Annotated in this window: 9 protein-coding genes and 2 pseudogenes; 9 read left to right on the top strand and 2 right to left on the bottom strand. The window is 69.4% G+C overall.

From position 1 onward, the window contains the following. The 4 genes and pseudogenes from TF1_RS16340 to TF1_RS16210 form a co-directional block, all read left to right on the top strand. Positions 1-319, top strand: a pseudogene (locus tag TF1_RS16340) (hypothetical protein); the annotation flags it as partial. Between the two features lie 218 nt (positions 320-537). Continuing rightward, positions 538-825, top strand: coding sequence for a WhiB family transcriptional regulator (locus TF1_RS15375; RefSeq protein WP_016189177.1), 288 nt, complete (start codon positions 538-540; stop codon positions 823-825). A 262-nt stretch (positions 826-1,087) separates the two neighbouring features. Continuing rightward, a complete protein-coding gene (locus tag TF1_RS15370) occupies positions 1,088-4,312 on the top strand; it encodes a glycosyltransferase (RefSeq protein ID WP_061784014.1) in 3,225 nt (1,074 codons plus the stop codon). Then, positions 4,309-5,724: a DUF5719 family protein gene (locus tag TF1_RS16210; protein WP_061784013.1), complete on the top strand. Its 1,416-nt coding sequence runs from the start codon at positions 4,309-4,311 to the stop codon at positions 5,722-5,724. Before TF1_RS15370 ends, TF1_RS16210 begins: the two co-directional genes overlap by 4 nt. Before the next feature lie 64 nt (positions 5,725-5,788). On the opposite strand, the gene TF1_RS15360 is transcribed toward TF1_RS16210, so the two are convergent. Next, entirely contained in the window at positions 5,789-6,184 is a 396-nt protein-coding gene (locus TF1_RS15360; RefSeq protein ID WP_173668267.1) for a metallopeptidase family protein, read from the bottom strand. Between the two features lie 175 nt (positions 6,185-6,359). On the opposite strand from TF1_RS15360, the gene TF1_RS15355 reads away from it, so the two are divergent. From TF1_RS15355 to TF1_RS15340, 5 genes are all read left to right on the top strand, one after another. Continuing rightward, on the top strand, positions 6,360-6,776 hold the full coding sequence (locus TF1_RS15355) for a DUF3499 domain-containing protein (protein WP_038044087.1): 417 nt from the start codon (positions 6,360-6,362) through the stop codon (positions 6,774-6,776). A gap of 180 nt (positions 6,777-6,956) precedes the next feature. Beyond that, entirely contained in the window at positions 6,957-8,324 is a 1,368-nt protein-coding gene (locus tag TF1_RS15350; RefSeq protein ID WP_011292933.1) for a phosphomannomutase/phosphoglucomutase, read from the top strand. Between the two features lie 41 nt (positions 8,325-8,365). Further along, complete coding sequence (locus tag TF1_RS16045) at positions 8,366-8,542, top strand: Trm112 family protein (RefSeq protein WP_011292932.1); 177 nt, start codon at positions 8,366-8,368, stop codon at positions 8,540-8,542. A 74-nt stretch (positions 8,543-8,616) separates the two neighbouring features. Further along, the gene (locus TF1_RS15345) at positions 8,617-9,726 is read left to right on the top strand and encodes an SIS domain-containing protein (protein ID WP_011292931.1); all 1,110 of its coding nucleotides are present in this window, start codon (positions 8,617-8,619) and stop codon (positions 9,724-9,726) included. Positions 9,727-9,756: 30 nt separating this feature from the next. Then, positions 9,757-11,022, top strand: a complete 1,266-nt coding sequence (locus TF1_RS15340; RefSeq protein WP_061784012.1) for a serine/threonine-protein kinase — start codon at positions 9,757-9,759, stop codon at positions 11,020-11,022. 32 nt (positions 11,023-11,054) lie between these two features. On the opposite strand, the pseudogene TF1_RS16335 reads toward TF1_RS15340, so the two are convergent. Then, positions 11,055-11,724 (bottom strand): annotated as a pseudogene (locus TF1_RS16335) (hypothetical protein); the annotation flags it as partial.

Below are 11,724 nucleotides of genomic sequence, written 5' to 3'. Positions count from 1 at the left end.
CGGATACTCCGCCAGCGACTCCGAGGCGACCCTGGTCCAGCCCGCCGTCTCCGACCCCGCCACCGGAGCCCACGCGGTGAGCGACGGCGCGCGCGCCGAAGAACGCGCTGCCCAGGAAGCGATCCAGCACGGCTGGTCCCAGCCGGCCCCGGGAGCCGCAGACAGCGCGAGCGGCGGAAACCAGCCTTATGCCGATCCGGGCCAGTACGGCACCGGCGGTTACCCTGCCTCCTCCGGCGGCTACTCGTCTGAGCAGCAGTCCGGAGCGGAGACGGGCGACCCCTGGTCCGGGCAGTACGGGGACAACAACCTGTCCTGAGCCTGAACCCCCGAACACCCACGAAAAGGGCGAGGTAATCCCCTGGAGTCGCGTGAACAGACTCGGAATCGTGTTTGTTATCTGATATTCAGGGGATTACCAGCCAGCGCGGTTGACGTATAGCGGAGACCGTGCGTGTAATTTCTAAGGTGTGATTCCAACCCTCCCCGGGGGTCGTAATGGGAGGGTGCATCCAGGGGGGTAAATAGGAGGTGCGCATGAGCGAGGTTATCCCGCTGGCGCACGGCCCAGGCGAAGACCTGAGCTGGCAGGAGCGCGCACTGTGCGCGCAGACCGATCCTGAGGCGTTCTTCCCCGAGAAGGGCGGCTCCACCAGGGAAGCCAAGAAGGTCTGCCACTCGTGCGAAGTGCGGGCGGAATGTCTGGAATATGCGCTAGAGCATGACGAGCGCTTCGGTATCTGGGGAGGCCTCTCCGAGCGGGAGCGGCGCCGCCTCAAGAAGGCTGCTGGACAGGATTTCGATTTCTCTTCTGAAACGATCTAGTTCACAGCACACCACAGCGTGCGTCTCGGTTTTTTTATCCGAGGCGCACGCTTTTTGGTAGTTCTTTACTTCATCGTGTTTTCCCGGTTTACCCATCACGGGTTATCCGCCCGGAGAGTTGCAGACGGCATACCTTCGGGCGGAGGCCTGCGGGAAGCCGAGACCCACGGGAAGCCGGAGTGGCGTATCGTGATCCTCCGATAGAGAACTGACCGCAATAACCTTTTTGCCCATTGTGTAAACCCTGAGGCGACCACCAGCAGTGTTACCCCTCGATTTCGCCCGGCATATCGTCACCGCCGTCGTCGTCACCCACGACGGCGCCCGCTGGCTGCCGGAGACGCTGGAAGCGATCCGCTCCCAGACTCGGCCGGTGCAGCGCATCATCGGCGTCGACACCGGAAGCCGTGATCGCAGCGGGGCCATCCTCGCCGAGTACATCAACTCCGAGATGATCCTCACCCTGCCCCGCACCACCGGGTACGGGGAAGCGATTCAGGCAGCTCTCGACCATCCCCGGTCCCGTTCCCAACTCGCCGACACCGAGGGAGCCGTGGAGTGGATCTGGCTGATCCACGACGACTGCACCCCCGAGCCGGATACCCTCGCCCAGCTCCTCGCCACCGCAGACGAAAACCCGCGGGCCGCCGTCCTCGGTCCTAAACTCCGCGACTGGTTCGACCGCAGGCTCCTCCTCGAAGCCGGTGTCACCATCGACGGCGCGGGACGCCGCGAAACCGGGCTGGAGTACGCGGAAGTCGACCACGGACAGCACGACGGCACCCGGCAAGTCCTCGCCGTCTCCAGCGCATGCATGCTGATCCGCCGGGACGTGTGGGAAGAACTCGGCGGATTCGACCGCTCGCTGCGGCTGTTCCGCGACGACATCGACTTCTGCTGGCGGGTCGGCGGTGCCGGGCACCGGGTCCTCATCGTCACCGACGCCGTCGCCTACCATGCCGAAGCCGCGGCACGCCGTCGCCGCCACATCCACGCCACGAGCGACCACCCCCGCCGCATCGACCGGCGCAACGCCCTCTACGTCCTGCTCGCCAACCTGCCCCTGGGGGCGATGCTGGCCGCGCTGCTCCGCAACTCCTTCGCTTCGTCACTGCGCGTCCTCACCTACTTAGTCGCCAAACAGCCCGCCAACGCCCTCGACGAGGCGGCAGCCATCACGTCCGTGTTCTTTGTGATGCCGTTCCGGCTGGTGCGGGCCCGGATCCGCCGCCGCCGGGGACGGCGCCGGACCTACAGCGCGATCCGGCCCTTCATGGCGCGCGGGGTAGCGCTGCGCCAGTTCACCGAAGCCGTCGCCAACCTGCTCAGCGGCGACCCCACCCCCTTGGACCGGCCGGGCCGCCACCACGCGGTGACCGTGGCCCCCCAAGCCGACGAGGACGACGACCCCCTGCAGGACGACACCGGCCTGCTGCGCAGGACGATCACCAATCCCGCGGTCCTGACGATCACCGCGCTCACCGTCGTCGCCCTCATCGCCGGGCGCTCCCTGCTGTTCGGCGACCGGCTCGCCGGAGGCGCCCTGCCGCCCGTGTGGGGGAGCGCCACCGACCTGTGGGACATGTACCTGGCGGGCTGGCACGACGTGGGCGTCGGCTCGGACGCTGTGGCCCCGCCCTACCTCGCTGTGCTCGCCGCGCTCTCCACCCTTGCCCTGGGCAAGCCGTGGCTGGCGGTTGTCGGCATCCTCCTCGGCTGTGTGCCCCTCGCAGGCTTCACCGCCTACCGGCTCGCCCGCCGGGTCGTGCGCTACCGCCCCGCCCAGTTGTGGATGGCCGCCTCGTACGCGCTGCTGCCCGTGGCCACGGGAGCGATTGCGCAAGGACGGGTCGGAACCGCTCTCGTCCACGCGCTCTTCCCCGTCCTCGGACTGCTGGTCACCAGGGTGCTCACCCTCAACCCGCGCCGCTCCCGCCGCGCCGCGTGGGCGCTGGGCCTGCTCCTGGCCCTGCTGATGGCGTTCGTGCCCCTGGTGTGGGTGCTGGCCCTGGTCACCGGGGTGCTCATCGCCATCGCGTTCGGGCACCTCGGCCGCCGCTTGCAGGTCAGCCTGGCCATCAGCCTGGTCACCCCGCTGGTGCTGCTGCTGCCGTGGACCGTGGAACTCTTCCGCCGCCCGTGGCTGTGGCTGCTGGAAGCGGGGATCAACCGCTCCGACATCGTCAACCCTCAGCTCCCCGCCGAAGCCCTGCTCCTCCTCTCCCCGGGCGGGCCGGGCGCCCCGCCGCTCTGGGTCACCGGGGGCTTCGTCGCGGCAGCGCTGTGCGCCCTGCTGCTGCGCCGCAACCGGATGCTGGTGGCCGCCGGCTGGTGTGTTGCCCTCTTCGGCATCCTCATCGCCATCGTGGTCAGCAGGCTTCCGCTGTCGCTCTCCGCTACCACGGACTCCACGGCCTGGCCAGGTGTGGCTCTGGCGTTCGCCTCCACCGCGATGCTGCTGTCCGCGGCCACTGCCTCCCAGTCCTTCAGCGACCTGTGGCGGCTGGGCTGGCACCGCCGGCTGTTCGCGGCTACCGCGGCCCTGCTGGCGTTGACCACCCCGCTCTCGGCGGCGGGGCTGTGGATGTGGCGTGGCGTGGAAGGACCGCTCACCGGCGATGCTCCCCCCGCGCTCCCGCCCTTCCTGGAGTCGGTGAGCGCCGACGGCACCCAGCCGCGCACCCTCGTCATCTCCCCGCGGGACGACGGGGTCGTCAGCTACACCGTGCTGCGCGGCCAGCCGCCCCGGCTCGGGGAGCCGCAGATCCCGCCGGACCCTGCCGTGGACGGACGGCTTGGGGAAGTTGTGGCCGCCATGGCGGCCGGCCGCGGCGGCGACGACGCCGCAGCCCTCGCCGAGTTCGGTATCCGCTACCTTGTCGTCCCCGCGCCCGCGGTAGGCGACGCCGTGGACCGCACCCTGGTGGACGCGATCGACGCCCTGCCCGGCGTGGAACGCCTCCAACTCACAGAAGAATTCGCCCTGTGGCGGCTGCTCGCGGAAACGGGACGGCTCCGCATCGTCGGACCGGAAGACGACGCCGAACCGATCGTGCTCCAGTCCGGCCCGCTCGACGCCCAGGTCACGATTCCCCCCGGCCCGGAAGGCCGCCGTCTGCTGCTGGCAGAACCTGCCCGAGACGACTGGCAGGCGACCCTGGACGGCCGGGTGCTCGCCGGGGCGGCCACCGAATGGGGGATGCAAGAGTTCTCCCTGCCCCCCGAAGGCGGCACGCTGGTCCTCACCTACACCGGCACAGCCCGGCAGGTGTGGCTCGTGATCCAAGCCATCCTGCTCATTGTGGTGGGAGCGCTGGCGCTGCCCGGCGCCAAAACCGAGGAAGACCTGCGTGAGCAGGCAGCCCAACCGGCGCTGCGGCCCCGCCGGCCCCGGGGACTGCGCCGCACCACGGAGGGAACCCGCCGGGCGGGCCGCGGCCGCCGCGGCCGACGGCACAGCCGCCAGCGAGGAGAGGGGGCCCAGTGAAACTGCTGGTCGAGAACCGCTTCGCGCTACTGTTCCTCGTGGTCGTTGCGCTGTCCGCACTGTTCGGGGTAGCGCACCTGACCGCTGCCGCGCTGCCGTCCTCCACCGCGGACGCCGAGCCCGTGCTGGCCCCGGTCGAGTCCACCACGCGGCTGTGCCCCACCCCTCAAGGCGAGGAGATCCGCGCACTGGTCGCCGGGTACGCGCCTGGCACCCAGGACACCGACGACGGCGTCCTGGAGACCGCCCCCAACACCGCCGACGCCAGCCCGGCCCGCCCTGCCACCGAGGTGGGAGAGCCGTGGCAGCACGAACCGGAGGAAACCGAAAGCGGCACCGTGGTCCGGGCGGAGCGCGGATTCGCTGCCGGAGCCGAGATCACCCACCTCACCGCCGGGGAGAGCGGAACCACGGAGGCGCGCTGCGCGGAACCGTCCTCCAGCACCTGGTTCGCCGCCCCCGGCGGTACAGAACTCAAAGACCTGCGGCTCCACTTGGCCAACATCGACGAGACCGCGGCCACCGTCAACGTGGACCTCTACGCGCCTGACGGCCCCACCTTCTCCCTGGAGACTCGGGGGATCACGGTCGACCCCTACACGGAGGTGGAACTGTCGGTGCTGCCTCTCGTCGAGCACGCTGAAGCGGTCGCAGTCCACGTCCGCACCAACGCGGGCCGGGTCGCGGCCGCACTGTACGCGCAACGCTCCGGAAGGGACGCCGACTGGGTTCCCGCCACTGCCGCGCCCGCCACCAGCCATGTGATCCCTGGCATCCCCGGCGGGGACGGCAACCGGCGGCTGATCCTCGCCGCAGTCTCCGACGAGCCCACCACGGTACAGCTCCGCCTGCTCACCCCGGACGGCGAAGTGGACGCGGAAACACTGACCGACGTGGAAGTGGCCCCGGCCGCCACCACCCGGGTGAGCTTGGAAGGCCCCATGGAACGCCGGGACGCCACCCTGGTCGTCATCGCGGACCACCCCGTCGTGGTCGGCGTGGCCATCCGCCACCCTGACGAGGGCGCCGCCTACACCGCGGCCACCGAGCCGCTCACTCCGGGGCCTGATGCCCGCGCGGTCGCCCCGCCCCCGTTCGACGACGCCGAGCACGCACTGCTCCTGGGAGCACCGGAAAAAGCCGCCACTGTCACCCTGACCCCCGTCGAGGCCCGCGGGGAGCAAGGCGAGCCGCTCCGCGTCACCGTGGAAGCCGGCAGCACCCTCGCCCCGGACCTCGACCCGGCGGACGGGGCCGTCGCCTGGCTCGTCGAAGTCGTGGAAGGCGGGCCTGTGCACGCGGCGCGCATGGTGACCGTGGACGGCACCAGCAGCGTGCTGCCGCTGCTGCCTGCCCCTGTCCAGGTGCCGCTGCCCCCGGTCGTCAACAGCATGACCGGCATCGTGCCCTGACGGGTGCGCTACGCACAGTGGGGGTGGCCGTAGCCCACGGCCACCCCCACGATCCAGGTCTGACTCAGGCCTCTGGGTCGACTGTCTCCGGTTCAAGTCCGAGGAGATTGGCGACCTCCTCAACCACCGTGTCGTAGACGAACAGGGCCATCTCTTCGGGGTCTTTGGTGCGGATTTCTACCGGGCGGCGGTAGACGATGATGCGAGCCCGACCGGACTTCGACGTCTCCAGTCGGGAAAAAGGGATGCCGTCCTCAGCGGTCACCCCGCGCGGCACTTGAGGGACGTCTTCGACGAGGAATTCCACGTGGGCGAGTTCCCGGGCCCACACCCGCTCCAAGCGTTCGACCGCGTCAAGAACGAGATCGTCGAACACCTGCGCCCTGCTGCGCGTGAGGGGAACTCCTGGAGGCGTCAGTGGGCCGCGAATGCCTCGGCCCCGGCGGTCCCGGCGTCGTATACGTCCGGCCTGCGATTGGTTAAGGTGCAAGTGTCGCACACTTTCGAGCCTAAGACATGACAGCCCCGCAACGCAGCCTTGGGGAGGCCGGAAGGTGTCCGATTTCGCTCCGACAGAGGGGACACCCTACGGCGAAGGTGGCAGAGTGGTCAGGAAAGGGATACCGTCTGTCTACGTGAGCGTTAGCAGACGCTGTTCGCGCACCGCGTGCAGGCAGCCAGCAGTCTTCACGCTCACCTATGTCTACGCAGACTCCACTGCGGTGCTCGGCCCGCTCGCTGCATACGTCGAACCGCACTGCTACGACCTGTGTGCGATGCATGCCGACCGGCTGACCGCGCCACTCGGGTGGGAGATCGTCCGGCTGCCCGCTGACACCGCGACCGGAGGACCGGGGAGCGACGATCTGGAAGCGCTCGCCAACGCGGTGCGCGAAGCGGGACGACAGCCTGTCAAAAAACCGCGGCCCGAGCCCACCGGGCAGGGGATCGAGACCATCCGCCGCGGGCACCTTCGCGTGCTCCGCTCCGAACCGGTCCGCCCCGACGACCAGCCCGACCGCCCTCCGCGCCGACCCCCCTACGACGTGTGAGGCCCCCGAGGAGGGCGGTCCGCACGACACGAGGCCGGGCACGGATCGCGCCGTGGGACGGCCGTCACAGTACCGTTCGGTCACCTAACGCGAAACCGGCGTCTTGTACGTTGGACCCTGCGGGCCGCAGCGGCCCGTGCCACTGACCATCGGCCGCTTATCGACACCTCCGGAGCTACTGTGGGTGACCTCGGTCAGATTTTTAAGGCATACGACATCCGGGGCGTCTTCCCCGACACGCTCGACGCGGATATCGCGCGGGCAGTGGGGGCGGCGTTTGCGCGCATCGTCGACGGCGACACGATCGTCGTCGCCCACGACATGCGCCCCTCATCCCCCGAGCTGGCCGCCGCGTTCACCGAGGGCGCTAACGCCCAAGGGCGCGACGTGATCATGGCGGGCCTCGGATCGACCGACCTGCTCTACTTCGCTTCGGGCAAGTTCAACATCCCCGGAGCCATGTTCACCGCCAGCCACAACCCTGCCCAGTACAACGGGATCAAAATGTGCCGGGCCGGGGCAGCGCCCATCGGCGTGGAGACCGGGCTGGCGGAGATCCGGGAACTCGTCGAACAAGGCGTCCCCGCCTACGACGGCCCTCGCGGAACCGTCACCGAGCGGGACCTGCTCGCCGACTACGCCGCGCACCTGCGCAAGCTCGTGGACCTTTCCGGGATTCGCACACTCAAAGTCGTGGTGGACGCGGGCAACGGAATGGGCGGACACACGGTGCCCGCGGTCCTCGGCGACCAGCTCCTGGACGCCCTCCCCTTGGAGATCATCCCCCTCTACTTCGAGCTGGACGGCACCTTCCCCAACCACCCGGCCGACCCGATGAACCCCGCCAATATCGTCGACCTCCAGGCGAAAGTCCGCGAGACCGGGGCCGACATCGGCTTGGCCTTCGACGGGGACGCCGACCGCTGCTTCGTCGTGGACGAGCGCGGCGAGCCGGTGCCGCCCTCGGCGATCACCGCGCTGGTCGCGGTCCAAGAACTCGCTCAAGAACCGGGCGCGACCATCATCCACAACCTCATCACCTCCCGGGCGGTTCCCGAGATCGTGGCCGAGCACGGCGGGGTCCCGGTGCGTACCCGGGTCGGCCACTCCTTCATCAAGGCCGCCATGGCCCAGACCGGAGCGATCTTCGGCGGCGAGCACTCGGCCCACTACTACTTCCGGGACTTCTGGAAGGCCGACACCGGCATGCTCGCCGCGATGCACGTGCTGCGGGTGCTGGGCACGGACCACCGGCCGCTGTCGGAGATCACCGCCGAATACACCCGGTACGTGGCCTCGGGAGAGATCAACTCCCGGGTCGCCGACCAGGCGGGACGCATGGCAGCGGTGGAGGAGGCATTCACCGGGCGCGCGGATGTGGAGAGCGTGGACCACCTTGACGGTCTCACCGTGAACCTCACCGGGAAACGCTGGTTCAACCTGCGGGCGTCCAACACCGAGCCGCTGCTGCGGCTCAACGTGGAGGCCCCTGACACCGAGTCCATGGCGGAGCTGCGCGACGAGGTCCTGGCGATCATCCGGGCCTGACCGCTGCACCTGGCGCATCCGACAACAGGAGGAAGGCTCCTATGAGCACCAAGATCGACGAATGGCTGCTGGAAATCCTGGTCTGCCCGCAGAGCAAAGCTCCGCTGCGGCTGGACGAGGAAGCCGGTGAGCTCGTCTGCGACGAGAGCGGTCTCGCCTACCCCATTCGCGACGGGATTCCCGTCCTGCTCGTCGACGAGGCCCGCAAGATCGAATAGCACTGGCGTAGGGCATGCCCCGGTCCGGAGCACCGTGCTCCGGACCGGGAGGCTCGTCGAGAGGGGAAACGGGCATGGCATTCGTGTTCGAAGAGCACCGGCTCGACGACGTGGGCACCGACCCGTCGCTCGATCCGGAAGGCCTGCTGCGGCAGACCGCTACGGCTGCCGCCCAGGTCCGCCAGGCTCGCACTGTCGCAGCGCATTCCGGGCTCAGCCTGCTCGCTGACGACGGCCGACCGCGGTCCGTGGTCGTCGCGGGCACCGACGTCGCCGCGTTCGCCGGAGCGGTCCTCGAAACCCTGGTCGGGGTCAGAAGCCCCGTGCCGATCGTCACTGTGACCGGATGCCGACTGCCTGGCTGGGTGGGAGTGCCCGACCTCGTCATCGCCGTGTCGACCGGCAGCAACCAGGAGGCGGACACCACCCTGCGGCTCGCCGCAGAAGCGGTACGGCGCGGCAGCCGGTTCGTGGCGGTAGGACCGCGGAGCGGGCCCTTGCGGGAGCTCGCCGAGCGGGCCCGTGCCCCTTTCGTTGCCCTGCCCATGGTCGGAGAGCCGCGGACCCTCCTGTGGTCCCTCACCGTCCCCCTGTTCGCCGCGGTGGAGCAGGCCGGGATCCGGGCGTTCACCGACGCTGAGCTCGACGCCGCCGCCCAGCGTCTGGAGGAGGTCGCCCACCAGTGCCGTCCCACGGTCGGTATCGAAGACAACCCGGCCAAGGAACTCGCTCTGGCGTTCGCGGACACTCTGCCCGTGCTGTGGGGCGCGACCCCTCTCACCGCGCTCGCGGCCCGCTGGGCAGCCGTCCAGTTCGCGGCCAACGCCCGCTACCCGGTGCTGCTCCCCAGCCCTCCCGAAGCCGCCTGGGCGCAGCCCGCGGTCCTCACCGGGCCGTTGCAAGCGTCGCGCGGCCTGTTCGACGATCCGGCAGACGCCCCGGGAATCCGGATGCGGCTCCTGCTTTTCCGCGACGACGAAGCCCTGCCGGAGGAAGCCGCGGACCTCGCACGGGCCGAACACACGGCAGAAACAGCAGAAGTGCTGGTGAGCGAGGTTGCCGCGCAGGGCAGGAGCCCGGTGGAGCGGTTGGCCGGTTTGATCGCTCTCATCGATTACGCCACTCTGTATCTCGCAGTGGCTTATGCCGTGGAACCCCTAACACATACTCTGGTCGTGCGCTGACGACGTCCACGACCGTTCTGGAGGAGATCGATGCCCGGTCCCGAATCGCTGCAGCCGAACGACCCCACCACGTTCGGTCAATACAGCGTGATTGGACGTCTAGGGCGCGGGGGCCAGGGAATCGTCTACCTTGCTCGCGACTCCGAAGGCCAGAAATACGCGATCAAGGTGCTGAACGAGCAGTGGTCGCAGGACACCGAACTGCGTAAACGGTTCGAAAAGGAGGTTCGTGCTGCACAGAAAGTGGCCTCCTTCTGCACCGCTGCGATCCATGAGGCCAACCTCGACGCTGACCCGCCCTACGTGGTCAGCGAATACGTGGAAGGGCCGGACCTGCAAGAAGCGGTGTCCAAGGAGGGGCCGCGCAAGGGGGCAGCCCTCCAACGCCTGGCCGTGTCCACCGCGACCGCGCTGGTCGCCATCCACCAGGCGGGGATCGTGCACCGCGACTTCAAACCCGGCAACGTGCTGCTGGGCCCCGACGGTCCGCGGGTGATCGACTTCGGTATCGCCCGGGTCACGGACAGCACCGCGACGATGACCAACTCCATCGTCGGCACCCCGTCCTACATGGCTCCGGAGCAGATCACGGGGAAGAACATCACCGACAAGGTGGACGTCTTCGCCTGGGGCTGTGTGATGGCGTTCGCCTCCACCGGCAACGCCCCCTTCGGCTCGGACAGTGTGCCGGCGGTCGCGCACCGGGTGGTCAGCGCACCCCCGGACATCAGCGAAGTGCCGGAGCCGTTGCGGGAGATCGTCGCCGACTGTTTGGACAAGGACCCGGACAAGCGGCCCACCGCTAAGCAGTTGCTGATGCGCCTGCTCGGCCACAACGTGGAGGACGAGACGAAAGTCTCCACCTCGCAGGCAGTGGAGGAGGGGGAGAAGCGCGCGATCAGCCCGACCCCCTTCGTCTCGCCCTACCCGAATCAGCAGGTCAGCGAGAGCGGTCCGCAGACCCCGTTCCCCCCTCAGCCGCCCCCCGCCCCGCCCACCCCGCCGCACACCGGGCCGCAGTCGGGCTACCGGTACCCCCAACCGGGCCCGCCGGTACCCAACCCCAACTCGGGGGGACGGGCGCATCCGAACGTGACGACGCACAGTTCGATGCCTTCGCTCCCGCCCCACCCCCCGATCACGACGCCGCGGCCGAACTATCCCACGCTGCCGCAGACCACGAGCCAGCAGGCAGACGACCCGGTGCTCTCGCAGGGGTGGGTGCTTCCCGCCGTCATCGTCACCATCATCGTGCTGCTGCTGATCCTGCTGCTGATGGCGGTGGCGGAGAGCTGACCCCGCCGCAGCCGGCGGATCGGCTGCGGCGGTCAGGCCATCACCGAAGTCAAACGGTCGACGGCGCGGGAGATCGCCTCGTCGGTCAGCGCCGCCACTTCCGGCCAGCGCTCATCGGCGCTGTCCGAAGAGAGCAACGTCACACAGTCGGTGGGGGCCAGGTCGAGCGCGTCCTCGATGCCGCGAGGGGAGTCCACCAGGGCGTCAGCGGTCACCGCGAGCACCCCGGTCGCGGGAGCGCCAACCCCCTGCACGGTGAGCAGGAGCCGCAGGGTGCTGTTCGTACAGGTGGCTTCCAGACAGACCCACCAGGACGGGTGGGTGCGGGCAAGGAGCGCCCGGTCTGCGGCCAGCTCCACCCGGTTCCGATGCTCGCCCAGTTCGGTGGAGTCGCCTGAGGTCACCCGCGCGCTACTGGCCGGATCGAGCTGGCGCAGCACCATGGAGAGCGCGGGGGCACGCTGCCGCAGGTACTCCAAAAGCCGCCGGTAGACGGTGCGGGCCAGGGCCTGCCCGTACTCGGCGGGATCGTCCCGCTCCGGCACGGTCCAGCTCAGCTCCCCGCGCAGCACAGCGATCTGCAGTTCCGCGAAGAGCGCGATGAGGGGGAGGTGCCGGTCCGGGGATGAGGCAGCGGGCGGCCAGGGAAGCTGCATCGCGACCGCCCGATGGTCGGCGATGAGCGGCGGATGGTTGGCGCGC

It is taken from the genome of Thermobifida fusca NBRC 14071 = JCM 3263 (assembly GCF_001592045.1).
GTDB classification, from domain to species: Bacteria; Actinomycetota; Actinomycetes; order Streptosporangiales; family Streptosporangiaceae; genus Thermobifida; species Thermobifida fusca.
Note: the sequence above shows the minus strand (reverse complement) of the source record. Positions and strands in the feature narration are given on the sequence as shown.

Bases quoted from the DNA above. Each gene is read 5' to 3' on its own strand.
- TF1_RS15375 (WP_016189177.1), top strand. From the start codon at position 538: ATGAGCGAGGTTATCCCGCTGGCGCACGGCCCAGGCGAAGACCTGAGC.
- TF1_RS16045 (WP_011292932.1), top strand. From the start codon at position 8,366: ATGAGCACCAAGATCGACGAATGGCTGCTGGAAATCCTGGTCTGCCCG.
- TF1_RS15345 (WP_011292931.1), top strand. From the start codon at position 8,617: ATGGCATTCGTGTTCGAAGAGCACCGGCTCGACGACGTGGGCACCGAC.
- TF1_RS15340 (WP_061784012.1), top strand. From the start codon at position 9,757: ATGCCCGGTCCCGAATCGCTGCAGCCGAACGACCCCACCACGTTCGGT.